Origin of the sequence: Mesorhizobium sp. M0060 (genome assembly GCF_040323155.1) — a bacterium.
GTDB lineage: Bacteria > Pseudomonadota > Alphaproteobacteria > Rhizobiales > Rhizobiaceae > Mesorhizobium.
In genome coordinates this window covers 15,321-40,141 of the sequence record NZ_JAMYUP010000050.1, presented here as the reverse complement: position 1 = coordinate 40,141, position 24,821 = coordinate 15,321, and the positions used below count along the sequence as shown (strand labels likewise).

Here is a 24,821-nt window from a genome sequence, read left to right as displayed (position 1 = left end):
CCACCGCCGCTACGCATAAATGCTCTTGGGCGGGGTTCTGGGTCCATTCCCCCCCCCCCCCCGCCCCCCCGCGGGGGGGCGGGCTGGCGACTGCTGAAGGCCGCGGTTCGGACAGCAGCGCGGGCCGGACATGCGGGACGAAGCGCTGCCCACCGGACCCTGTCACAGGCGCGTCACGCCCCAAATCATAGGAAGGCTGGGCCTTGGGCTCAGGCGCAAGGGTTTGCCCCGCTCGTGGCAAACCCGGCCGATCGCGGGTCGGCATGAACGTTGGTGGCGTTGTCCCTTCGTCCTCGTCACGCGTCATTCTGGCGATTTCCGCCATGCTCGCCGGGCGGTCTCGCGGATCCGGCTGCAGCATGGCTTCAACAATGCCACGAAAATCGTCGTCGATGTCGGACAGGTCGGGCACGGTCCGGCGCTTTTCGATGATCTCGAATTGGGATCCGCTCATATCGATCGGCTTCCCGCGCAGAGCGGCAACCAGCACCAGCCCCAGGCTGTAGATGTCGGATTGCTCGCTGACATCGCCGCTGTACAGCCCCAACTGTTCGGGCGAAACGTAGTTGTACTTTCCCGCGAATTTTCCGCCGATCAGGGTCTCCCCACCGACGGTCGCCGATCGCGCAATACCGAAATCGATGATCTTGGCGCGGTCGACTCTACCCCCTGGCAAGATGATGTTATCGGGGGAGAGGTCGCGGTGAATTGCTCCCGCTTGATGCACGGCGCTCAGACCCGAAGTGAGGCGATGGCAGAGCTTGCGTACCTCTTCAGTCGGCATCGGGCCACGTCGCATGATGTCGTACAGCGACTCGCCGTCGACAAATTCCATGGCAAGGTAGGGACGGCCGATCCCGGGATCGATGGTGAAGACGTGGTATCGCACGACCGCATCATGCGACAGGTGATTGAGGATTGACGCTTCCTTGCGGAACAAGGACAAGATCGTCGGGTCGCGGGCAAATTCCGGCAGGACGATCTTGATCGCGACGAGGTCGCCAGTCTGGATGTTGTGGCCACGGTAGACCTCGCCCATGCCACCGAATGCGATCCGCTCGTCAAGTTCGTAGATGCCGCTGAGTTGCGTGCCGACGGCGGTGTTGGCCAGCTGCGGCGATCTTCGCGTCTTGTCGTCGGCGCTCATCAGCCTCAACCCTCCGCTCTGGACAGATCAGGGTGGGGAGATTGTCCGTTGTGCCCGTTTGCGAACTTCACCAGCACAATGGTGACATTGTCTGTTCCGCCCCGCGCCAGCACCATTTGCAGCAGATTTTCGCAAGCCGCCTGAGGCGTCGCGGACACCACCGCGGCTCCGATCTCGGCGTCGGTCAAATGCGCCGTCAGCCCATCTGTGCACAACACAAAGATGTCTCCCGGCATGATTTCGCCTTGCTGGAAATCGATGACGATTTCGTCGCTGACGCCTACCGCATGCGTGATGACATTGCGGCGCGGCCAGGTGAGCGCCTCGGCTGCGCTGATCATGCCGCGATCGAGAAGTTCCTGAACTTCGGTGTGGTCCCTCGAGATCTGCGAGATCGAGGCGTTGCGGACCAGATAAACCCGGCTGTCGCCCGCCCACAGGCAGGCAAATCGCCCATCCATCGCCAAGAGGGCGGCAACGGTGGAGCCGATGGTTATGCCGCGGGATTCGGAGATCCTGCGGATCTCGGCGTTGGCGCGGCTCAGCCTGTCCTCGAAGCGCGCCCGAAGATCTGGGGCGGAGCTGGCAATCCCGATCGTGGCCAGATGATCGACAATGCTGGCTGAAGCGACCTCTCCGGCTTCATGTCCACCCATTCCGTCGGCCACCACCCACAGGCCGGTTCGTGGCTCGACCAGATAGTTGTCTTCATTATGCTCACGGACACAGCCATTGTGGCTCACGCCGAAGCTTTCAAAGGAAAGGGCGACATCGCTCACCTTGCCACCAAGCGCTTCTCAAAGCGTCCTCTGCGGCGCACCTTCAGGCGCTCGCTGCCGCCACTTTGCCACAGGCTGGAATATTAAAGTATCGAAATTTCTGGAGCGCGTCACTGCAAGGAAAAGCCCGAGAAATGGTTTCACGACGCGACGCGGCTGTCAGCTGCCCCTACTGCGATCTCCCCGGATATCGCGGCGCCGCGCTGGTTGACTTAGGCAGTACCGTATCTATATGTTCCTCATGTAAACCATTGAGGTCATCATGGCTCGGACAGCGCCAAACACAAGTGTTCTCCGGTCTGATAGCCTTCAGGCGATGTTTCTTCGACGCGCCACGTCAGCGCTGGAGCGCATAGCAGCCACTGCCTCTTCGAAGGTTCTCTCTGACGCTTTGTCAGCCCCGACCGATGCCGGTTCGCTCGCCCGGCTTCTCAGCCAGTCTGACGTCATCGGGTCAGCTGTCATAGAACTCGACCCACTCGTTCCCGCCCTTGCAAGGAACGTCGAACACCGCAAGATTCTGATCGAGCGTGCGGGTGGCACCTTGTCGGCCGAGGATGCTGGACGGCTGCTCGGCATTTCGCGACAGGCAGTGGACAAGCGCCGGCGGGCCGGGTCGTTGCTTGCCGTTCGGGAGGGAAGCGACTGGCGATATCCTGCTTGTCAATTTGACGAAACAGATGTGGTCACCGGCATCGCGGACGTTGTGCGGGCCTACACTTCAGCCGGACCGTGGATGGCGCTGGACTTCTTGCTCGCCCCAGACTCGGTGCTTGGTGGGCGCACGCCACTTGAGGCGTTGAGGGCCGGCGATCGAGATTCAGTGCTGCGCGTTTTACGCAGTGAGGCTGCGGATGGGTTTGCGTGATTTCCATGGAGCGGGCAGCACGCCGAGGTCCACTAGGTGTGGCGCCTGCTCCTCCCGATTGGCTTGACGATATCTCGCTTCCTATTGATGAAATAGAAGCCGGTCAGGTGTTGCACCGTATTCACCGAACTTGGCTCGACCCGATTTTTTTCGGCCCGGGACGAGGCGTGCCGCCGACCGGTCGTTTTGACAGCGCGGGCGGGTGGTTCGGAGTCATTTATGCCGGGCTGACGCTTCGCGGCGCGCTGGCCGAAACGCTGCTCCGCAATCCGCAACGCCTCATGGTCAGCATGGCAGATATACTGGAGCGCTCCGCATCGGCGTTGGTCTCGGACCGGCCGTTGCAGGTTGTGCGTTTGTATGGACCGGGACTTCAAGCCGTGGGCACGGACAACGCGATTTCGACCGGGCCTTATGAGTCTTGCGGACTTTGGTCTGACGCGCTGTGGCGTCATCGAGATCAGCCGGACGGATTGGCCTACCAATCGCGACACGATTCCAGCGAGATCTGCCTCGCTCTCTTTGAGAGACCTGACTTTCAACTTCTGCCGCAGGAAACCCGATCCTTGTCGAGCATGTTCGACGAAGTTGCAGCGGTGCTCGACAGTTATGGAAAATCCGTTTCGCTACCCACCAGATAGGGCATCAGCTAGCGCTGCCAGCGACACACGCTTGTCGGGGGCCTGGCGCGGCGGTTGCTTGCCTGGATTGCTGGCGGACGGTCTGGGCATGCACACAAACCAGGCGCTTTGGACTTTGAGCCGCTACCAATCTCAAAACGCCTTCGGACAGCTAAATGCCGAAAGTGCCGGAAGGAAGAAGGGAGTGGGACCGGAACCGGCCTGAATCGTGTAGGCCACGTCACGTCCGCCGATTACGAAGCGGGCTTCAACAGTGCTGTCCTTGGTGGTGATCGTGGCCTTGTCCAGCAACCGTTTCAGCGACCACGGCCCTTCGAGCTTGATGGCGGATTCGCGGCCCGGCATTTCCGGGGTCAGTCTCAGACTGGCAGATCCCGCGGCCGTGCCGTTCGGCCAGGACACAGTGCTTGGCGCATTACCCGCCTGCTTGCTCTGGACGATCTGGCCATCGACATCGAGCACCGCAGCATCTGCATCGCCGTGCAGCGAGAACGGGGTAAAGGTTAGGTCGACCGAGGGCACTGACCCGCCCGAGGGAAAAAATGCGCCGCGGATTTCCGCAGCCAGCTGGAAGTCTTTCAGCGTTGGCTTCGAGAGGTCGCGCCCGAAGCGCGCATCCTGTTTCCAGCTCCAGTCCTGGCCGCTCATGTCGATCAACGATGCGAGATTTTGTGCGAAGAACCGGTCCATCAGGCCGCCCGGAGCGAACAACTTTGCAAAATCCGCCATCGCAATATCCTCGGTGGCGTCGCTGGCGAAAGGATAGCGGCCGTTGACCGCCTCCTCGCAGGGCTGCGTGACGGCCTGGTCGAGCATCTGGTTCAAATTCGCCAAGGAAATTTCAGCCGCATTGCCCTCAAACTCGTCTGCCGTTGCGTTGACCATTCTGCCGAGTTGCTTGGGCAGACGCGATGCATTGGCGCGAAGGGTGGCTATCTGCAGCTGCAGGTTCGTGTTGACGCGTTCCGTCTGCGAAGGGACCTCCGTCGCCAGTTGCAGGCTCTGGTAGATATCGCGAAAATTCTGGGTCAACGCATCGATCGGACGGTGTCCGACAGGACCGCTCACCAGGGCCTGGAACGACCTGAACTGCACTTCGATGTTTGCCCCGGGACTCTGGCTTTGTGAGCTCGCCGACCCCGCACCGGCACGGCTTTGCGATTTTGCGGTGCCGCTTTGAATGCCAATGCGAGCGAGGCCCTTGGCCATGTGTGCGGCGTCCTGGGACGGGCTCTGGGCGATGCCTTCTGCCCCGGCGTCCGAGTCTCTGCCGGAAGCAGGGTCGCGCGTCAGAGCTGTTTCGTTGGCGATCGCCGTAAAAAGCTGTTCGATCGGCGAGGTTGGTGAGGCGACGGCGGAAAGCGCGACATAGCGCGGCGCGTCGTTCAGCATTGCTTTGAATTTCAAGCCGTCGAGAACGCTGTTCCACGCGGCTGCAAACTCCTTGCCGTAGCGATCGAGAAGTTCGGGGCCGAGCTTGAGCAAATCCTGATCGATGCTGCCTTGCTCGCCGCCACCGCCCAGAACCCACTGATCGTCGACGAGCATCTGCGCAATGTGCGAAAGTTGTCCAAGATAGAAGTTGTTGAAGCCGGCATAGGTGTAGAGACCGGGAACACGAAGTTTCGACAGATCGCCGCCATCGACGCGCTCCAACACAAGCTGCGCTTCCGGCCCACCTTTGAGGGAAACAGCAAAATCGTCCAGCGCAGCCGCGTACACCGCCGACTTGATCAATGCGGACGCACGATCGGCAAGGCTCATGCGCCCGAGTGAGCGTTGGGCCGCTTCGACAAGTGGCTGGTTGAGTTCGAAAACCGGATCATAGGCGTCGTCCAACGCAAGCATGGCGCGCAGGTGCTTTTCGAGCTGCGCGCGTCCTTCGCGGTTGCTCTCGCCCGGATACCGGTGCTGCTCCCAATCCTGCTTCATCCAGGAAATGATCAAGGCGTCATCGACCTTGGGTGCCTTGCCGCCGAGCATCAAATAAATCTTCAGCGGTTCATAGAGCTGGGCCGGGTCAGCCATCGTCGCTTGGACTGTCCGCTCAGCCTGAATCAGCAGACGCGATCGGAACATTCGTTCCAGTGCTTGCCGGTAAGCCGTTTTGGATGCTGAAAGAAGCCTTTCCCGCTGGCTTAGGCCGAACGTTTCCTCAATCGGCGTCGGTAAGTCACTGCTTTCGAAGCCGGCCGGCAGGTTGCGCAGATGATCGAGCGGCCCAATGACATTTTCGAGGTCAACATCGGTGACCGTGGTGCTTTTGAGCAGGGCGTCCGTAGTCTCGCGATACTGGCTCGTGGCCTGCATCGTAGAGGCGATCAGCGAGCGGTTGGCCGTAAAGCTCAAGCCGAGGGTGCCAAGCGCTGCCGCGGTAAGCAACGCTATGATGCCAAAGCCGCCATATCTGATGGCCGCTGCCCGCCTCTCAGCCGACCTGTCGTACGAAACCCATCCGGATTCGGCGAAAATGACCTTAGTCAGAAGATCATGCAAAAAAAAGCTCTTGCCGGTTCCTGACAGATGGTCGCGGGAATTGTTGCCGAAACTGCGGCCGATTGCGCCCAGCAGCTGATCAATCGGGGTTCCCTCTTGGGTGCCTGACGAGAAATAGAACCCACGCAGGCTGACATTCACCTGGCTGCGGACCGGATCGAACAGGCTGGTGACGAAACTGGCAATTCGGCCCCTCATCGCGCCAAACTGCGCCGGGAAGCCAAAGATCGATATCCGCGCGACCGGATCAGCCTCCTCCTGCAGGCGGTCAGCCATCTCTTCCGCCAAACGTTTTGCCAGTGCATCGAATTCGGCCGGAGCCTCACCAGCCATATTCTTGTTGCGGTCTGTGGTCTGGAATGTCGCGCCCCAGACCTTGCGCCTGCGCGGCTCGTCGAAACCGCCGAAATAATCCATGAAGCCGGAAACAAGATCAGCCTTGGTGAAAAGCAGGTACACCGGAAACTGGATTTTCAGCGTTTCGTAGATTTCCCTCAGGCGACTGCGTATTTCGATGACGTGGGCATCGAGCTGCTGGTCGTCGAGGCCGATGAGATCGGCAAGGCTGATGGCCAGGATGACCCCGTTTATCGGGTGCCTGGCGCGGTATTTCTTAAGCAGGGACAAAAAGGCGAGCCAGCTCTTGCTGTCGCTTCCGGCATTGGAATCCTGCGTCGTGTAGCGTCCTGCCGTATCGATCAGCACTGCCTCTTCGGTGAACCACCAGTCGCAGGAGCGGGTGCCGCCGACACCGGCCACCGGCTGGGCGTTTCCCGAACCGGCAAGCGGAAAATTCAGGCCCGAATTGACCAGTGCCGTCGTCTTGCCCGCGCCAGGCGGACCAATGATGACGTACCAGGGGATATCGTAGAGGAAATTGCGTTTGCCGCTCGACCGCTTCAACGCTGCGATGGCTTCATTCATGCGCGCCTCGAGTACCGGCGAATCGTCATTGCTGCCCTCGGCGCGAGCGACGACCGTCTCGAGCGCTTTTTGCGCCTTTCTCCTCTGCCAAAAGCCCACTCCGTAAAAGAGGGCCGCGATCGCCACGATCGTGCTGATGATTGTCGCGCGCAGCCAGACAGATCCCAGAGGCCGGATATCGGCGAAGCGGATCAAAGGTCCGGCAAACCAGACCGCCGACGCGAAACCGGCCAACGCGACCGTGCTGAATATCCGCAGCAGCCAACCCGTCATGGGCGTTTCCGACCGGCGGTGTTCACAGCGTTTCCTCCTTGGGGATCATCATGTCGACACGGCGGTTCTTGGCGCGGCCTTCGGGCGTCGCGTTGTCGGCAATTGGCTCATCTTCACCCTTGCCGTCGGCGGTTATTCGCGAGGGATCGCTAAATTTCGGGGCGATCATTGTTTCAACGGCCTTCGCCCGGGCGACGGAAAGGTCGAAGTTGGATTTGAACGGGCTCGATTTCCGTGGCTTCACATTGTCCGTGTGGCCGACGATCCTGATTGGCCCGGGCTCGCGCTCCAGGGCTGCGGCGATCTCTGCGGCTAGAGGCTGAAACTCAGGCTTCACTTCGGCCTTGCCAGGCTGGAACAACAATAGATTATTGATCTCTACTACGATGAAGTTGCCCTTAGTGCCGATGGTCAGCCCGCCGCGCTCGACTTGCGTGGCCAGCGCCGAGCGGATGCGATCGATCTGCGGGGTTGCGGCCGGCGGGACGATTTTCGCTGGTTCGGCAAGCGGCGCCACGCTGGCGCGCTCGATGGTCAGCGGCGTCGATGGGTTGAGCGCCAGCAATTGGCTGGCGGCAGCATCGCCCTCGTCCGTCATGAAGACCCGCAACGTGAAGAACGCCGCCGTCAGCAGGGCCGAGGCCGTTGCCGCAACGACCCAGAGCGGCAGGCGGGCCGAAGGCGGCACCATCGTCGCCGCCATGCCTTGCCAGCGGGGTGAGATGTCCTCTCCGGCGCGCGCCCTGAAGTAGCGGAGCGTCTCATAGACATCGCCCCGGACACGTTCAAGACTGGTGTCTTCGCGCGCCAGTCCCCGATACTGGCCCTCAAATCCCAGGGAAAGGCAGACATGCATCAGCTCGAGCAGATCGTAGTGCGGCTCCGGATTGGCCAATACCTTGTTCAGTGCTTCGAAGAAGCCCGCGCCAGTGGGCTCGACATGAAAGAACCGTAACAGCATGCTGTGCTGCGCCCAGGCGTCTTTGCTGGCCCAGGGCAGGTTGCCGATAAGATCGTCGGCAGTTTCGCAAAGAGCAAATTTTGCGATCCGCGCGTCCTCTTCGGCAACGCCTGACTTCTCCAGTGTCCGGCCGAACCTCTCCAGCGCTTCGGCGATATGTTCCGCCAATGGCTCTGCTTGCCTTTCGACGGAGATAAGCCTGAGTTGCCCAAACAGCATGAGCAGTGGCGCTGACGCGGCAAGTATCGGATTTGCCGCCGAATATTTAATGCTGTCCGCGGCCTCCAGAAGGACCTCCTGCTGGATGGCCTGCCTTGATGCGACCGCCCCGGTTTTCGCCGCAGCACCGGATGGTGCTCCTTGATAAAGAACGGTTCCGGATGTCCAGCCCGGTGGCGCATGGCTGCCGATACCAGGATCGAAAACCGTCGAGTCCTTGACTTGCGAGGGACTGACACTGTCCGCGATGGGCTCCTTTGGGGGTAGGCCTGGATTCTGCGCGCGCCGGGGATTGGCGCGAATGACAGTCTTTCCCGCCGGGCCGAAAGGACGGTCCTTCGAGCTCATCGTCCGGGTTCCGTCGCCATGCGGTATCGGCTTCTGTGGGTGAGAGGCGCCAGACGTTTCCTGGCCGGACCGGGCAAGCAAGGGGCCTGCCGGCGAGAGTGTGCTCCGGACGAAGCCTGCCTACAGGATGCTATGCCGCCGTAACATGACATTTGCCGCGACCCCCAGGTCAATCAGGCTTACCCGCTTGGCGAACTGTCGTAGGTGATCGTAGTCTCAGATATTGCCGATTGGAACATGATGCGGCACGCCAACGATTTTTTCTTGGTCAGCTGCAGCGCCGCGGTCCCTTGGATTGTTTTATTTTTGCTTGTCGGCTTTGGCATAGGCCTCGCTGAAATAAGCCAGGAATATGTCCAGCATACCGTTTTCGTGGCCCTCCTCCATCGTCCGCCATGTCGTGACAAAGGCGTCCCATGCCTGACTTTTCTTGGAGGTAAACGATGACGGCGGGAGCTTTTTGCCGATCGCTTCCGGCGACAGGTCGTCAAGCAGTCGCGACAGCGCAGCTTGCATGGCGGCATAAGTCGCAAATTCGTGCGTCTTGAGATCGCGGAACGCGTCTTCGATACTGTTCCTGGCATCGAGATAGCCGGCTCTGCGCCGTGCAAACATGATTTCGAGTATGTCGTCGATTCCCGGCACGAACTTCAGGGGGTTGTTGTCGGCCGAGCTTATCATTGTTCGGTGTGGGCTCTTGGCCAATGTCTTTGCAGCCGCACGTGCCTTCAGCAGCAAGGCCAGCTGCTCGACCACGACCCGAAGGACCGAGCCGATTTCGGCCGCAACTTCGTGCGGGTCCCGCGACTGCAGCAGTTCCGGGGAAATACCCGCTCCAATCGCGATCTCCCGCAGCACCTCGTCTCTCATCGAAGGAACGGACGCGGGCAGCGACGGTGCTTGTTGCCCGAGCCATCGCTCTGCCGAACCCAAGAAAGGCTCGCCTCCAGAGTCAAGCTGCCGATCGACCACGACGGGCATGTGTCGTTGCGTCGAACCTCGGTCACTTTCCGGATGACTTGGCGTGGCGTGATCGTCGTCAATCGATACAACGACGACGTAGCGGCCGACCAGGAGCCTGTCGCCGTGGTCTAGCCGGCGCGGACCGGTTATGCGTTGGCTCGATCCGTTAATGAAAGTGCCATTGCGCGAAATATCATGCAGCCAAAATGCGCCTGCCTCGTATCGAATCTGGCAATGCCGGCCGGAGATGAACTTGTCAGGGTCGGGCAAGATCCAGTCACAATTTTCGCGCCCGATTTTGAAGCTGCGATTGCGCGATCTGTAGCCGGGCGACACGCCAACGGGCAGGGCATCGACGTTGCTGATCTGCAGACTGATTAACATGCGAAATCGCCTGTGTGATCGATGGCGGCCTTGTCGACACGATACTCCATGTTTTTAGAGTGGCTAATCCCAAAATTCGCATCGCCTTGGCGGAACACAACGAGCGACCCCTTGATTCAGCAGACTAGGCCAGCGTTTCATGGTCCGCTTTGGCCTGCACAACAAACATGTGGTACTCTCGACATGGAGTGGCAACCATCGAGGCTTGATGCGATTTCGAGTTCCTGAATAGGATCTTCAAATCCACCGCGCTGGCGGCCGGGCTCAGGAGGGGCACGACCCATGCCGAGTGAACAACGCGCCACGGTGGTGCAAACGCCAGTTGGCGCTGAGCTGTTGACCTTCACACATCTCGTCGGGCGAGATGAGATCAGTCGTTGTCTGGCCTATACGGTCGGGTTCGTAAGCCCCAGCCCCGATATCGATCCGCTGAAGATGCTGGGTGGCGCCGTCTCGATCGAAGGTGAATCCAACCCCCAGCGCTGGTTCAGCGGCATCGTGTCGGAGTTTCGCCTCACCCGGATCGAGGACCGGCTGGCCTATTACGAAGCAGTCGTCAGGCCATGGCTCTGGTTTCTCGGCAATACGACGGACTGCCGCATTTTCCAAAATATGAGCGTCATCGAAATCGTCGAAGAGGTATTTTCGAAATACAGCACGGCAAAATTCGAAAAGCGCCTGCAAGGGTCCTATCCGCCGCGCGAATACTGCGTGCAATATGACGAGACCGATCTCGATTTCGTGCAGCGGCTGCTCGAGCACGAGGGCATCCTTTATTTCTTCGAGCATGGCGAGGGCAAGCACACGCTTGTGCTCGCCGACGCGATGAGCAAGCTGAAGCCGGCGCCGGGCTATGAAAAGGTGCCCTATCACTTCGAAGGGCAGGGCTCCCGGCGCGACGTTGAATATATTACCGAATGGATTCCAGGCAGTTCGGTGCGGCCGGGCGCCTATGTCCATACCGACTATGACTTCAAGAAGCCGGGCGCCGACCTGACGGCCAAATCGGCCCAGCCGTTCAATCATAAGCTGGCCGCGGGCGAGAATTACCGGCAGCCCGGCGCGCATCTGGAAGTGAGCCGCGGCGACAGCCTGGCGGCGATCCGGCGCGAGGAAATCCAGGCGGTGCACCAGCGCATCGCCGCGGTCGGAACCGTGCGCGGCCTGTATTCAGGCTGCACGTTCAAGCTGGACGGCTTTCCGCGCGAGGACCAGAACCAGGAGTATCTGGTGGTGAGCGCCGAATACAGGCTGTTCGACCCGGGCTACAGAGCCCATGCAGATGTCGACAGCGAGAACTTCAAGGTGATCCTTGGTGTGGCACCGACGGCCTTGCCCTATCGTCCGCCGCGGGTCACGACACGGCCGATCATGCGCGGGCCGCAGACGGCGACGGTGGTCGGTCCCTCCGGCGAGGAGATATTCACCGATAAATATGCCCGGGTGAAGGTCCAGTTCCATTGGGACCGTCTGGGCAAGAAGGACCAGAACAGCTCCTGTTTCGTGCGGGTCTCACAGACCTGGGCCGGTAGCGGCTGGGGGTTTATCCAGATCCCACGCATCGGCCAGGAGGTGATCGTCGACTTCATCGAAGGCGACCCCGATCTGCCGATCATCACCGGCAGGGTCTACAACGCCTCCCAGATGCCGCCCTATGGACTGCCGGGTAGCGCCACGCAATCCGGCTGGAAATCCGATTCATCGAAAGGTGGCGGCGGCTACAACGAACTGATGTTCGAGGACAAGGCCGGCTCCGAACTGGTCAACTTCCAGGCGCAGAAGGACCATCACCTTCTGATCAAGCACGACCGTAACAAGCTGGTTCAACACGACCAGTCCGACCGCATCGATCACGACGCCAAGCACTCCGTAGGGCACAATCTCGACGAGGACGTCGGCAACAACAAGACGGTCAAGATCGGCGTCGACCAGACCACGGATATCGGCAACAACGATACCGAGACGGTGGGCGCCAATCGCTCGCTGACAGTGGGGTCCAACGAGACGATAGGCATTGGGTCAAATTCTACCGAGACCATCGGCATCGCGCACACCCAGACTGTCGGGGCGGTGCAGACGATAACCGTGGGCGCGGCTCGGGTCGACTCGGTCGGAGCATCCGAAACCCGAACTGTGGGTGGCCCGCAAGCGAATACAATCGGTGCGACACGCTCGGTCACTGTAGGCGCGGCGCAAAGCCACGACATCGGAGCGGCGGATAGCTGGAACATCGCCGCGGACCAGACCATACAGATCGGCGGCGGTCAGACCGTCAAGATCGCGAAGGATCAAGGCACGACAATTGACGCGGGCCGATTAGCCAAAGTCGCCAAGGATGATCAGACCGAAGTGGGTGGAAACAGTGCGGCGAAGATCGCGAAGAATAGCGTAGAAGACGTCGGCGAGGACAAAACGATCAAGGTCGGAAAGAACCTCACCATTCAGGCAGGCGATAGCATTCTGATAAAATGCGGGGCTGCAGGCATCGCGCTGAAGAAGGACGGGACGATCACCATCGAGGGCAAGGACATCACCGTTACCGGATCAGGCGAAATCGGCATAACTGCCTCGAAGAAGATCGTGATGAAGGGCAGTAAGATCCATCAGAACTAGGATTCTCAAATGGTTGATGTTCTGGGGCGAATAGACGGTGTCGTGATAGGTATGTTCCTGGGGATGGGCGACGGCGGGCCGCTGGTCGTATTCCCCGGCAACCCGTCCACGGATGCTGTCCCGGCGCGGAGCCTGACCGAACTGTCGTCTTCAATGATTGGCGCCGAAGTGGCATTGCTTTTCCAGGACGGCGATCCTCTTAAGCCCCTGATCGTTGGGCGAATTGTCGAACCGGCGCATAAATCCGGTTTGCCTTCGGTTGTCCGCGACGGCGAGTGTGTGAAAATAGTGAGCGCGAAACGCCTCGAACTACGCTGCGGAAAGGCCACGATTGTCATGGAGCAGAATGGCCATATCACCATCCGGGGAACTTACGTAACCAGCCATGCCAGCGCCACGAATAGAATTCGTGGCGGATCGGTGAACCTCAACTGATGCCAGTCCCGCTGCTTCCCGAGATTGTTCGGCAACACGCCGAGATGGCAGCCTTTCTTTGGACTGTGTACGATCACCATCTGCTTCATCCCGATGAGAACCCCGATATGGACGAGGTCAGGCTAGGGCGCCTCGTCGAGCGTTTGGAAGCCTATCTGGATGGGTTACGGGTCGCAGGTGAGCACGGGCTGGCAATGGCCTGCAAAATCTACGAGGAATCTCCAGAGCAGGGCGAACTTTTTGTCCTGCGAATGTTGTCGGTTCCCGATCCGCCGAGAATAGCGGACCTCGATCTCGATAAGGTTCGCAGTTACATCGCTGCGCACCAGAATGACTTAGCGCAAGATGACCGTCCCGGCGCTGTTCTCTAGCTAGAACAGTGTAGGAATAGCGTATCGGTCTTTGCGTCCGGAATTGCGTAAGCGAACCACAAATACTCAGAACGGCTCTAAACCGTCTGACGGACGCGAAATGCGGTAAAGCGTTTCTATAGATAGCGGCGCGTCATGTCGATGATGCGGCAGTGGAGTTGGCCGTCATATTCAAATTCGAAGCCTCGCCATTCAATTCCGTCAAATAAAAATACTTCCTTCCAGCCGACAACTACCAGGAGTTCGCGAGTCGCATGCATGAAGTTCCCAAATTCCAGGGCGCGAAACGGGACCAGTTGGAGTCCATCTTGAACGAGAAGGCCATGTCCGTCGTCACCCCAATAGGTCTTGCCCTTAAATTCGTAAATCGATGCAAAGTCCGTCTCCGGCGCTTGAACTTCATCTACACGATCCTCAAAGTATTCGAAGCAGTCGCCATCGTCGCCACCTATCTTTACGCGGCCATCGGCTGCCACATGGATTGCATTGATCGGCACGTTGAAATTGAGCGGAATCTGCCTCCACCGGCTACCCGCTAGGCGAAGCAGAGTGCCGTCGTACCCGGCGACATGTACGTCACCAGCCGGTTGGCCGTGAATGGCTCTTAAAAAGGACTTGGTGCCCATTTTGAGCGGGTGCCAGGACTGTCCCTGTGCGATACAGCAGGTGCCGTTGTCTCCGATGAGGTACAGCTCTCCCCTTTCATGCTGCCAGATCTTGTCAACGAAGTCGTCAAAGGGTGTTTCCCACGTAGAGTGGGACTTGCCTCTGAACAGGTGGGTCGTCGCACCCAAGTCCAGCACAACGTGCTCTTCCGGCGAGCGGCTGACGTGTGACAGGATCTGGCTCGGTAACTCGAATACGGTCTCGCTGCGAACGACCTTGCCATCGAAGAAGATTTTGAACAGATACGAGTGTGAAATCTCGTTGTGCCGGTCGGTCAGCTGCACCGAGACGCTGAAGAGATTTCCCCCGAGGTGATATGCGTTGATCGCGTCAGTATCGACTTCTTCAGGGCTGAGGTTTTCAATCTTTCTGGGCATTCGCTGCAACCTTTGCTGTTGCCGAACTCAGCTGGTGTGAGACATGGTCGTCATTTCGTTCAACTGCTCGCGCGATTTCGGGGGGTGAACCGCATCTTCAATGTAGGCCATGAAGATTGCCCGCAGACACTTGGCGATCTCCTTCTTGGTGTCAGGATCGGCTCTCTTGGTGTCCTTGTGCGCGTTGACGATGGCGTCCGCACCTTGGGCCACAACGCCCTTCAGCTTGGGCTTCTGGCCGCGCTTGGCAAGGCGTTCCTTGTATTGATTGAGCCGCTTGGTCTTCAGGTCGTGAGGTGTATTGACCTTCGAGCCGGTTCCCGAATGCTTAAATCCTCCGCCTTTCGCATGTTTCTTGGCGCGGATGCACACGCAGGGCGCGCGGTGCTGGCTGTAGTTTTCCCATTGTTTGTAACTTTTGTTGCCAGCACGGTCATGTTGAAAATATTCGTTTCCGACGTAATGCTCCGATTCATAGCCATCGGGGCAATTTGCCTGGTTGTGAGGATGCAGTCTCAGATTGTGCTCCTGCAGGAGCGCCCAGCATTCCGTCTCCGCACCGTCTCTGAAGAGAAGATGGTACCAAGGCGCGCTCTGGTTGGCGGCAAGCGAGGCGTGGTTGTTCGTCGCAAGGTCGGTGAACCGGATAACAGGTTCGCCGTCGAACTTCACATTGTTCGACCACGACTGGAAATACTCCTTGCCCGTATTTGTGGAAGTAATAATGCCCTTTTTTGCCGCGCATCCGGCCTCGGTTCCGGATGTTTTTGAGAGAAAGGACTGGTTCTTGATATTGACCGTCTTGTCTGAGATCTTGACGGTCCCCGTTCCTTGATCGGTATCGCTTGAAAACCCGAAACTGGGATAAGGAATTGGCACGCCAGGCGGCGTGGCAGGATTTTCCGGAGGCGTGAAACAGGTGTCTGGAAAGGCGGCAATCGTTTTGCCGTCGCTTCCCCTTCCGGAAATCTCCAGCCCGTTGGCGAACACATTTGCCATCTATCGCGCCAATCCGCTCAGGACCGCCGCTCCGCACTCGCCCGCATCATTGGATGCCTCGATCAGAACCGGATCACCTGCGGCATATCCTTTGGCCGCGGCGGTAAAGGCCCATCCCACCATGACCGGCACCACGGCGGCTCCAACATTGCCTATGGTTTCTCCCGGCGACCAGATATCCATGAACTCTCGTCGGCCTCGAGCCAGTCGCAACGTCGCCAATGCGCTTTGCTTGAACCAGTATTTCTCACCGATCAGATCGGCGATTCTGTACCCCACCCGACTGAGTTCTATCCCTGTCTCTTCGAGCGCTGATCGATAAGCCGCAGTCATCCCGTCGCCGCGAAGCGGCAAATCCGCTTCGTTGTAGATATGGGCGGGTTCACGAGTGAGACCCAGTCCGAGGAGTTCGAGGCCACTGGCCCCGGACCGTTTTGCCGCAGTGCAGATGAATGCCGCTGCTGCTTCCCCGGGTATGAATCCGTCCGGACGACGAGCCGCCAACAGGCGATTTTCTGCGAAGTAATGGGTGATGGTCCCGGCCGTGAGATAGCTGTCCACGCCCGCAATCAAGACATTTTCAGCGTCCCCAGAGCTTAACAATCTGCGCGCATGTTCGATCGCAATGTGACCGGATGGACGGCCATGGGCGACGACGTGCGTCTGCCAAGAGCTTGTCAGACCGGTGAGTTCACCTATGCGGCCGAGAAGGCTCCGTGCGTCCGGTGCAGGCCCGCCGTGCCGTCCCTCTTCCGCGAGACAGAGGATCAGGGTGATCGTCGATCCCAATGCACCGGGTGCACCGCCCACAGCCTCCTTGATCGCGGCCGCCGCCAAATAGGCAATCCGCCTTTCACCAACCCAGTTTTCCTTGATTGGAATAGGCGCTCCGATCAATTGCTTGCCGCCGCCGGCTGCAAATCTTGTCTCCTGAAAACCGTCGATGCCCGCCCGCATGGCCGCGCAAGAAGAAGGCGCGTCCAAGCCTATGGGGGTGACCATGCCGATCGAAGTTATGACGACCCGATTTTTCATGCATCCTCGGAAACGGAGTCCGCCGTTCCCCCAGCTCGAATATAGCGGCGGCCGGAGGCTCGTGCTCTGAGCATCGATTCCGAGGGTGGCCCCACCCAGCACTCCACAAAGTCCAGGATCGTGCGATGAATGCGGCTTGAAATCCGCCAGACCAAGGAGAAGCGCCGATGCTCCGGGTCAAACAGCAAGGAATCGGGGAATACGCTTCCTTCGAACCGCGGCTCCTCGTCGTCCGCGGCGAACAACGTCATTGGCAACGCGGTCGGTGGCAGTCGAAAGCTCACCCGCCCTTCCGGCGTCAGATTGATGAGCACGACGTCCTCGCCGCCTTTCGGCTGGTCGATCTGCTGGTCGGGCGGCGCCATCTGGAAATAGCGCTCGTCGAAGTCCAGCGGCAGGAACGGGAATATGTTCTTCGTCCAGTTATCGTCATAGGTGCCGCCGTATTCGATGCGGCCGGGCCAGCCGCGGCCCATCGGACCAAAGCTCATCGGCTTGTAATCACCAAACGGAGAGCGGATTTCTTCGTCGACAGCTTGCGTGTTCGGCAGCCGCAGACCGGGCACGAGGCGCTGGTTTCTCGTGCGCGACCATCCGATTCCGACCGGGTTGTACCTGTAGCTGGCGGGATGCATGTCGTCCGGGTCCAGACGATCGGTACCGCCCCAAGCAACGTCGTAGGAAATCGGAAGCTTCAGGAAGGGCTGCGGTGACGTGGGGGTAAAGACCGGACCGACGGAGCGCCACTCGCGGTGGCCCACGACTTCGAACAGCTTCGACCAATTGCCGACCTTTATGCCGACCGGCACGCGCTCGGCTGGCCTGCCATTTGGCACGTAGGCGCAGCCATTAGCGACTACGTCGCAGCGCGGCTTGCGGAATGCGAAGTCGGTTTCCCAAAGCGTGGCCGAATAGCCCGGCACGCCCGTATGCGTGTCGGCCATTACCAGCGGAACCTGCTCGACCGATTTCTGCACCAGTCCGCCGGGTTTGTCCGGGAAGTCGAACGTGCCTTTCACCACCACCACGATCCACTCGTGGCCGGCCTTGTCTAAGCCCATGGTGAATTGGTGCTGGTAACCCATCTGGTTCCAGATCTGCATCAGCCCGTTTCCCAACATGAGGCAAAGATCTTCTCCAGTGTCGCTTGCGGCGACAGTGGGTCGATGTCGAAAAGGTCCGAACGGCTGGTCCACATCACCAGGTCGGTGATGATCTCACCCCCCGGCTCGACCGGCGGCACCGGGACCACGGCCAAAGCGGTATCCAGCTCGCCAGGCGTCAGCTCGCCATGTTGGGCGGCGATGGCCACCTTTTCGATCTCGGCAAACCATGCAGCGGCATAGGCAAGCTCAACGGGAGCGTCGGAAAGCTGCGCGACGACGCTCAACGGGAACTGCCTGCCAACTCTGTCGGCGCTCTGCAAGATAATGCCTGCCGACGCGCCGACAAAACCCGGACCGGTCAGGAACCGCAGTGCAGTGCCGCGCGGCCAGGATTCTGAGCCATTAAGCGGGACGATATGCTGTGCTAGCCAGCGGTCCCAGGCGCGCACAAAATCCCCCGGCAGCCGCCGGGTCACGAAATCCCCGGTGGCGGGCATTTTGCCGTAGAAGCCGGGCAGGATCATATCTGCGGCGGACATGAGAATTTCTTGAACATCTGCAGGTTGTAAGGGTTTTCGACGCTGGCAGCCTTGAGTTGGAAATCGGCGTACATGCCGTTCGTCCCTAGGCGCAGGCTGTAGACATCTGATAGTGAGGTGCCGGTGAAACGACCGCTGCGCAGCATTCTCAGCCACGCCCAACTGCCGGTCTCGTTGAGCATGATTTCGGGCGAGCCGTCGATCGGCTGAAAGGCGAGCGAGATGACGCCTGTGCCGTCCTTGCCGGGCCATGTCATCGGCTGCGGCCTCGTTGCGTTGTTATAGTAGACGAGGTTCTGGCCATCGAGATTGAGCGTCACCCGCGCGACATTGGGCGACAGATCCTTCGGCTCGAGTGTGAAGCTCATCACCGGGCCTGTACCTCCGGGAAAGAGATCATCGCGGATCCGCCTTGCCTGTTCGAACGCCGCCAGTGCCGAAGGGTCGAGGCCGAAATCGGCGCGCCATTTCCATGGCTGCGCCGACGTGTCGACATAGCTGATCAGGTGGTCGTTGATGAAGGTGTCGATCAGCCCTGCCGGTCCGAACAGGCGGGCGAAGTCGCGGACATTGACGTCCACGGCGCTGTCAGGGCTGAACGGATAGCGGTCGTTGAGTGCGGCCTGGCAGAACGGCAGGATGTCGGCGCGCCAGATCGCGTTGAGCTCCGAGGTGACCGCCTTCTGCGTCAAGCCGCTGGTATCGCCGGCAATGCCGCCCAACCAGTCGTCGATCGGGTCGGGCAGGATCTGCGCCTGCCTGGCGACCGCTCCGGTCAGTTCGGCGAGGCCCCCCTGTTTCTTGATAGCATCCTGGGGATCGGGATTGGCCGTCACCGTCTGCAGCACGTTGGACAGCGCAGTCAGCGCGACAATGGCGGCGTCGAGCGCCGGCGGCTGGCCGTCGACCTCGGCGATGGCACCCTTGAGCGGCTTGAAATGCTCGGCCACCAGACTGCCGGTAAGATCCACCTCGTCGGCGGAGCCGGCGCGTGGCAAAAGCTTTGCTCCGGTTTTTACGATCTTGCCAAGCTTGCCCAGCTTGCCGAGCAGTTTCGAGCCACCTGCCGCCGCTGCCTTGTCGTTTGCCGGCGCTTCATCGGATCGCGTAAGCTCGGTCTCTTGGACCACCGCGGTGACCAGGCGTTTCAGCGCGGAATCGGCGCTTGAAAGATCCTTGAGGTTCTCACTGGCGACGTTGAGGTCGGTCAATGGCGCCAGCCTCATATCGCGCAGGAAGCTGTCCCATTGTGCGATATAGTCGTCGTAGTAAAGCTTCAGAATATCTTCAGACAGGGCCGATACCGAGGTTTCGGAATTTTCCGAGCAACCGCCGGCGAACACCGCCCGGTCGAGTGCTGCCTGGGCAGCCACATCCTCGACCCGGTCGAGAATGGCGTCATGGAAGCCGGCATAGGTAAACGCTCCCGAAATGCCGACGCGAAGCGTCTTGTCGGAGCGACGCGCAAAGACCTTGGCGCCGTTGGGGCCGGCGAAGTTCGCCGGAACCCATTCCTTTAGCGCGGTCACCGCCGGGTCCGCCAGCAACTGCTTATAAGCACGCGCCGGCAACGAAATCGTACAGACGGTTTTCAGTGCCTCGGCAACCAGCGCCTGGTCCGGGGCGATATAGCTGGCGTCGACTGCCATGCGACGGATCGCGGCAAGCTGGTGCTCTTCCGCGTCAGCTGTCGGAAAGGGGGCGGCCGCCGCGAATTCAGGCAGACTGTTCACCCACCAGTTCTGGGCGAAGTCCGGATCCATCTGGGAAAGGCCGGTCATCATGCGATAGGTCTTCAGCGCGCCAAGCATGAAGTCCGGATCGCGGATCTGCCGCCACATCGTCGCCTCGAGCAGCGCCACCATGTGCGGCTCAAGAATGTTGCGCAAAGCGTGGTCGTAAGTGTCGGTCTGCGCTCGCACCAGCTCCGCCGACGCCGATGGTCCGAGCAGATCCTGCACAGCGCCAGGCGGCGTTGTCCGGGCATTGGCGACCTCATCCATCGCACTGAGGGCGCCATCGATGGCAGGCTGTTCTACCGATGCCGGGTTTGCCGCGGCCGAGGTCAGTGGTGTTTGCAGCGCCTCGAACTGGCTTGCCTGGGCCGTGATCGCGTTGCGGTTGTCGTAATAGGACCAGGTGAACAGGCCGCTGACCAGCAGGGCGGCTGCAGCACATGCGGCGGCCGCGCCACGCCAGATCCAGGCGCGTCGGCGTTGCGCCAGCGGATCGAACGTGCCGAGGCCCGCTTCCTTGAAGATGACTTCGGTAAGCAGATTCTTTAGGAAGAAGCTGCGTTTTTCGACGCGCGGCGCCGGCAACGCCCGGCGCGGCGGAAGTCCGAAGGAGGCAGACAGCGCCGCGGTCAGCCGATCGATCGGCGCCCCTTCCTGGGTCGCCGAGGTCAGATAGAGGCCACGCAGCCAGGCGGCCTCCTCATAGCGGCTTTCGCCGAACATTGCCTCGACCAGCACCTGGATCGGTTCGCACAGGCTGGCGAGCTGGGCGGGAAACCTGAAGATTTCGGCGCGGTTAGCAAGCTTGTCCTCATCCTCCAGCCGAGGCACCAGCCGTCGCTCGAGCTCGGTCGCTAGCGTCGCGATTTCCCGCTCGATGGTCTTTGTATCGACGCGCGCATCCAGCGCGAAGGTGGTCCCCCAGACCTGCTCGCGCGCAGCCGTGGACAAGCCGCCGAAGAACGCCTCGAACCCCTTGATCAGATCGGCTTTGGTCAGCATCAGATAGACCGGAAGGCGGATTTCGAGCCGATCGTTGAGCTCGGCCAGCCGACGGCGGATCTTGCGGCCATGCGCCTTGATGGCCTCGTCGCCCTCCGAAAGCACATCGATCGAAAGCGCGACGATCACACCGTTGAGCGCGCGGCGTCCCCTGTGCTTCTTCAAAAGGTCGAGGAAGCCCAGCCACTCCGCCGCGTCGACATCGGGCTGGCTTTCCTGCTGGACATAGCGGCCTGCAGTGTCGATCAGAACCGCGTTCTCCGAAAAGAACCAGTCGCAATTGCGCGTGCCGCCCACCCCTTGCAGGTCGTCGGTCAGGTCGATCGGAAAATTCAACCCCGACTGCCGCAAGGCTGTGGTCTTGCCGGTGGCCGGCGGACCGACGATCACGTACCAGGGCATCTCACGCAGGAACGTGCGCCCGCCGAGCTTCCGGCGCTTCAACTCGGCCATGACCTCGGCGAACTTGGCACCGACGGCAGCGACGTTCTCTTCGCCGGGGCTGAGCGGCTTTTCTACCGCCGGAGCGGCAATCTCGGCGACGAACATGCGATTGGCGCGGATCGCCCGGCGTTGGGCAACGATCAGCCAGACCAGCCACAAGATGACCAGCAGCGCGATGATGACGATGCGCACATTGTCGGAGGCGAAAGGTTCGTAGGGACCGACCCTGACGATTGGGCCGAACACCCAGATCACCAGGGAAAGCAACGTGATGCCGATCAGCGTCCATAGCCAGCGCGATGTCAGGACCGCCCAGAGGAAGCGCAGGATGAACATCTCACAGCCTCTTTTCGACCAGCACCTCGACGCGTCGGTTCAAGGCCCGGCCCGCGCGCGTGCTGTCGTCAGCAACCGGATCTGTGGCTGCTCGGCCCTCGGAGTGAACGCGTTCCTGAGGCACTCCGTTCTGCACCAGCATGTCGGCAATGGTCTGGGCGCGGGCCTCGGACAGGCGCTGGTTGGTCGACAGCGGATTGGTTTTTTGCACAGGAACGCTGTCCGTATGTCCGACCACCGTGATGTTGCCGATCAGTTCCTGATTGGCGAGGATCACCTTGGCGATCGACCCGATCAGCGGCTCGAAACCTTTAGTCAGTGTTGGCCGCGACGATTGGAACAATTCAGGGTTGGAGGCCTGGATTACCAGCTTGGCCAGCGAAACGCTCTCGGTGCCGCTGAGAGCCGATTTGAGATCGGGCGGCGCCCCGGCTTCAAATTCGGGTAGCAGCGCGAAATCCACGGTCTGTGGCGGCGGCGCATCGACCGTTGGCGACAAGCGGCTGATGTCGCCACGGGTCGGCGGCGGCAGCGCGCGCACCAGGGCGGAAAGCTCGACCGCCTGGCTGCTCAGGCCCGCTGATAGCCCGATATAGGTCGCGGTGGCGATGACCACCGCGCCGAGGGCCATCACCCAGATCGGAACGATGAAGCGCTGCGGCTCGTCGGATGCGATTACGCCTTTCCAGTTCGGCGACAGCGGCGCGTTCTCGGCGTCGGCATCGCGCAGGAAGCGTGCCGCAGCCACCCGAACGGCATTGATCGAGCGATCGCCCGACCGGCCAGGCACGCGATACTTGCCGCGAAAACCGAGTGCCAGGCAGTCATACTGCAGTTCCAGCAATTCGCGATCGCGGTTCGGATGGCGTTCGAGTTCGTCGAGCCGGGTGAAGAACTGCGTGCCGGCATCGACATCGCCGCGCAGCATGACCACAAGCGGCTGGCGCGGCCATGCGCTGGCCCCGCCCCAGGGCGTGTTCAGGGCCAGATCATCGAGCAAGGCCGCCACCACCCAGGCTGCCTGATCGGCCCGTTCCATCGAGGATCCCGCCGCCATTACGGTGTCGCGTGCCCGAACCAGTTCTTCGAGCAGCCGAGTGCGCAACGCTTCTGGATTCTCCGGTGCCAGCGCGCTTTCAAGCTCTGGAGCAAACTCGAGCAAGGGCGCGAAGGCGTTGACAAGCCCGTTCGGGTGGGTGCGCGACCGCCTTATCGGCCCGCCCGGCAAGGGTGCCGCCATCGGTCGCGGCATCGGCGCGCCGGTCAGCCTTATGCGGGTGCGTTCGCGATCCTCCGACAGTCCGAAAGGATCATCCCGGCTCATGATCTCACCTGTTCACCGAATAGCAGTCAACCTGCGGCTCGCTCGGCAATACACCCGAAACACCGATGACAAAGCCCGGCGCATCAAGCAGCGATGCCCAGTGTTCGCTTTTCTGGTCCAGCTCAAGGCACAGCCGATCGCCGTCGTAAGGGATCTCGCGCGGCTGGGAATGGAGCGGCTTCAGCGGGATGCCGGGCAGGCGTGACTTCCACAGGCCCTCGAACTGATCGGCCGAGCCGACAGTCGCCTGGTTGACGAATATCTTGCGCAGCGCGTCCTCTGACAGCTCCGAACCGACCCGGATGACGATGCGGCTGGCCACCAGCAGCTTTGGGTTGTCGATGCGGACTTTCCAGACATTGGTCGAATGCCGCATGACAGGCAGCGCGCGCGATTTCGGCTCGATGTAGCGCAGGCTCAAGATGAGCGAGCGCAGCGCATCGGCCAGCGCCGAATAGGCCGGCCCGGGGGCCATGTGATCGTAAGCGGGCAACTCGCCCAGTCGCCGCGCGCTTGCGCCGTAGGTAGCCATCGAACCGGCGAGCCCGACGAGTTCTAGGTAAAGTTCGGCCGGATGGAAAACATCCTGCGCAAGCATGTGGGCCAGCCGCGGACGCGCCGCATTGGCGAGATTGAGCAGCAACAGGTCTTCAACGCTGCGCCCTGGCCCGCCCATGACCATCTTGCCATGCGCCTCGGCGATCTGGTCAAGGCCTGTGACCACTTCCAGAAGCAATTGCCGGTACCAGCCCACCGCGCCGGTAACCAGTGCCGGCGGCAGGAACGTCTCGTTCAGGGAAACGCCGCCATCGGCTCGAACCCCCTTTATGTCGGCGATCGGCAAGGCGGTGTAGCCGCCGACCGATTTGCCAGGTGCCAGCAGCAGGGCCTGCGGACGGGCGATTTCGATTTCTTCGGGATCTGAACCGCCCTGGACGGCATCGCGCACCGAAACAATCCGCCCATGATAGCGCGCGCCAGTGGGTGCCGCGTGTGCCGGATCGAAACCGATGCCGCCGGCAGGCTCGAGCGGCAACGCGACCAGCACCGGGCCGGCACCGGTATCAGCGGTGACCGGCAGCGGACGCGGCGCATCCATCATCTCGGGAATGGAAAAGGGGGTCCCGTCCGGGAAAATGCCTCGTGCGGACAGGATCGAGATCTGGCCGGCATCGAGCAAGGACTGGTCCAGCATCAATTGCTGAAAGCCGAATGTATGCAGTTGGCCGGCCTGCAGCGCGCCGCGCACAGTCGCCTCGAAGAAACGATCCTGCTGCTGGAAATGCTGGGTCCTGAGAAAAAGGCCCTCGGACCACAGCACCCTGTTTGCATCGCTCATGCGGCTACTCTCTGCATCGAACTCCCCTTGCCTTGGCCGCTAGGCGGAAATGCCGCCGCTGCCAAGCGTGACATTGATCGTGAAGTTTGATCCCGGCGAGACCGATTTGGTCGTCCGCCAGTTTCGTCCACCAGGCTCACGGATCAGCGCAACGAAGCCCAGGGCCGTCGCTTCCGGTTCGACCGTAATCGTCTTGGACGCGGTCTTTCCCGGCCCCACCGCAATCTGGTCAGACCCGATCAGATCGCCTGCCAGTGCCGAGCCGGCATCCCCCTGCAAAGCAAAATAGTCGGCGGAGTTGAATTTCCCGGTGCTGCGCAGCCGCATCACGAGCACCGTCACTGGCCGGTCGCCGCCGCCTGGTCCAGCATTCATACCGGCCGCACCGGTCAGTTTGACCGTGATGACCGACGGCTTTGGCGGCCCGGCACTCTGACAAGCCGTAAGCAGCCCGGTTGCCCCCAGGGCAACGATAAAGTCGCGTCGATCGATCATG

Annotated in this window: 19 protein-coding genes; 5 read left to right on the top strand and 14 right to left on the bottom strand. The window is 60.8% G+C overall.

Annotated elements, in window-relative coordinates:
- Both NKJ94_RS29415 and NKJ94_RS29410 read right to left on the bottom strand, forming a co-directional pair.
- Positions 1 to 1,147, bottom strand: a 1,147-nt coding sequence (locus tag NKJ94_RS29415) for a serine/threonine-protein kinase (RefSeq protein WP_352530213.1), incomplete at its 3' end; no start/stop codon positions are given.
- A 5-nt stretch (positions 1,148 to 1,152) separates the two neighbouring features.
- The gene (locus NKJ94_RS29410; RefSeq protein ID WP_352530211.1) at positions 1,153 to 1,926 is read right to left on the bottom strand and encodes a PP2C family protein-serine/threonine phosphatase; all 774 of its coding nucleotides are present in this window, start codon (positions 1,924 to 1,926) and stop codon (positions 1,153 to 1,155) included.
- Between the two features lie 262 nt (positions 1,927 to 2,188).
- Between NKJ94_RS29410 and NKJ94_RS29405 the strand changes: the two genes are divergently transcribed.
- Together NKJ94_RS29405 and NKJ94_RS29400 are read left to right on the top strand one after the other, a co-directional pair.
- Positions 2,189 to 2,794, top strand: a complete 606-nt coding sequence (locus NKJ94_RS29405; RefSeq protein WP_352530209.1) for a helix-turn-helix domain-containing protein — start codon at positions 2,189 to 2,191, stop codon at positions 2,792 to 2,794.
- A gap of 5 nt (positions 2,795 to 2,799) precedes the next feature.
- On the top strand, positions 2,800 to 3,435 hold the full coding sequence (locus NKJ94_RS29400; RefSeq protein ID WP_352530221.1) for an RES family NAD+ phosphorylase: 636 nt from the start codon (positions 2,800 to 2,802) through the stop codon (positions 3,433 to 3,435).
- A gap of 132 nt (positions 3,436 to 3,567) precedes the next feature.
- On the opposite strand, the gene tssM (NKJ94_RS29395) is transcribed toward NKJ94_RS29400, so the two are convergent.
- The 3 genes from tssM (NKJ94_RS29395) to tagH all read right to left on the bottom strand — a co-directional run bounded on the left by tssM (NKJ94_RS29395) (position 3,568) and on the right by tagH (position 10,003).
- The gene (gene tssM / locus NKJ94_RS29395) at positions 3,568 to 7,128 is read right to left on the bottom strand and encodes a type VI secretion system membrane subunit TssM (RefSeq protein ID WP_352530207.1); all 3,561 of its coding nucleotides are present in this window, start codon (positions 7,126 to 7,128) and stop codon (positions 3,568 to 3,570) included.
- A gap of 22 nt (positions 7,129 to 7,150) precedes the next feature.
- Complete coding sequence (gene tssL / locus NKJ94_RS29390; protein WP_352530205.1) at positions 7,151 to 8,656, bottom strand: type VI secretion system protein TssL, long form; 1,506 nt, start codon at positions 8,654 to 8,656, stop codon at positions 7,151 to 7,153.
- Positions 8,657 to 8,956: 300 nt separating this feature from the next.
- Positions 8,957 to 10,003, bottom strand: coding sequence for a type VI secretion system-associated FHA domain protein TagH (gene tagH, locus NKJ94_RS29385; RefSeq protein WP_352530203.1), 1,047 nt, complete (start codon positions 10,001 to 10,003; stop codon positions 8,957 to 8,959).
- A 282-nt stretch (positions 10,004 to 10,285) separates the two neighbouring features.
- Here tagH and NKJ94_RS29380 point away from each other — a divergent pair, with 282 nt between their 5' ends.
- Genes NKJ94_RS29380 through NKJ94_RS29370 form a run of 3 tightly spaced genes read left to right on the top strand, consistent with a single transcriptional unit; the run spans position 10,286 to position 13,422 of the window.
- Positions 10,286 to 12,616, top strand: coding sequence for a type VI secretion system Vgr family protein (locus tag NKJ94_RS29380; RefSeq protein ID WP_352530201.1), 2,331 nt, complete (start codon positions 10,286 to 10,288; stop codon positions 12,614 to 12,616).
- 9 nt (positions 12,617 to 12,625) lie between these two features.
- Entirely contained in the window at positions 12,626 to 13,051 is a 426-nt protein-coding gene (locus NKJ94_RS29375) for a DUF6484 domain-containing protein (protein WP_352530199.1), read from the top strand.
- Positions 13,051 to 13,422 (top strand): hypothetical protein, encoded by a 372-nt coding sequence (locus NKJ94_RS29370; RefSeq protein WP_352530197.1) that lies wholly within the window; start codon positions 13,051 to 13,053, stop codon positions 13,420 to 13,422. The genes NKJ94_RS29375 and NKJ94_RS29370 overlap by 1 nt, the downstream gene beginning before the upstream one ends.
- 116 nt (positions 13,423 to 13,538) lie before the next feature.
- Here the strand turns inward: NKJ94_RS29370 and NKJ94_RS29365 are convergent, their stop codons facing one another.
- Genes NKJ94_RS29365 through tssJ form a run of 9 tightly spaced genes read right to left on the bottom strand, consistent with a single transcriptional unit; the run spans position 13,539 to position 24,820 of the window.
- Positions 13,539 to 14,465 carry a hypothetical protein gene (locus NKJ94_RS29365; protein WP_352530195.1) on the bottom strand — a complete coding sequence of 309 codons (927 nt, stop codon included), beginning with the start codon at positions 14,463 to 14,465 and terminating at the stop codon, positions 13,539 to 13,541.
- Between the two features lie 27 nt (positions 14,466 to 14,492).
- Positions 14,493 to 15,464, bottom strand: a complete 972-nt coding sequence (locus NKJ94_RS29360) for a DUF4150 domain-containing protein (protein WP_352530193.1) — start codon at positions 15,462 to 15,464, stop codon at positions 14,493 to 14,495.
- On the bottom strand, positions 15,465 to 16,499 hold the full coding sequence (locus NKJ94_RS29355) for a 3-oxoacyl-ACP synthase (RefSeq protein WP_352530191.1): 1,035 nt from the start codon (positions 16,497 to 16,499) through the stop codon (positions 15,465 to 15,467).
- The gene (locus NKJ94_RS29350) at positions 16,496 to 17,602 is read right to left on the bottom strand and encodes a DUF2169 family type VI secretion system accessory protein (RefSeq protein WP_352530189.1); all 1,107 of its coding nucleotides are present in this window, start codon (positions 17,600 to 17,602) and stop codon (positions 16,496 to 16,498) included. The genes NKJ94_RS29355 and NKJ94_RS29350 overlap by 4 nt, the downstream gene beginning before the upstream one ends.
- Positions 17,602 to 18,144: a type VI secretion system-associated protein TagF gene (gene tagF, locus NKJ94_RS29345; protein ID WP_352530187.1), complete on the bottom strand. Its 543-nt coding sequence runs from the start codon at positions 18,142 to 18,144 to the stop codon at positions 17,602 to 17,604. The genes NKJ94_RS29350 and tagF overlap by 1 nt, the downstream gene beginning before the upstream one ends.
- Positions 18,126 to 21,662: a type VI secretion system membrane subunit TssM gene (gene tssM, locus NKJ94_RS29340; RefSeq protein ID WP_352530185.1), complete on the bottom strand. Its 3,537-nt coding sequence runs from the start codon at positions 21,660 to 21,662 to the stop codon at positions 18,126 to 18,128. The genes tagF and tssM (NKJ94_RS29340) overlap by 19 nt, the downstream gene beginning before the upstream one ends.
- Before the next feature lies 1 nt (position 21,663).
- The gene (gene icmH, locus NKJ94_RS29335; RefSeq protein ID WP_352530183.1) at positions 21,664 to 22,986 is read right to left on the bottom strand and encodes a type IVB secretion system protein IcmH/DotU; all 1,323 of its coding nucleotides are present in this window, start codon (positions 22,984 to 22,986) and stop codon (positions 21,664 to 21,666) included.
- A gap of 4 nt (positions 22,987 to 22,990) precedes the next feature.
- The gene (gene tssK, locus NKJ94_RS29330) at positions 22,991 to 24,325 is read right to left on the bottom strand and encodes a type VI secretion system baseplate subunit TssK (protein WP_352530181.1); all 1,335 of its coding nucleotides are present in this window, start codon (positions 24,323 to 24,325) and stop codon (positions 22,991 to 22,993) included.
- 39 nt (positions 24,326 to 24,364) lie between these two features.
- Positions 24,365 to 24,820, bottom strand: a complete 456-nt coding sequence (tssJ, locus tag NKJ94_RS29325) for a type VI secretion system lipoprotein TssJ (protein WP_352530179.1) — start codon at positions 24,818 to 24,820, stop codon at positions 24,365 to 24,367.
- Position 24,821: the final 1 nt, after the last annotated feature.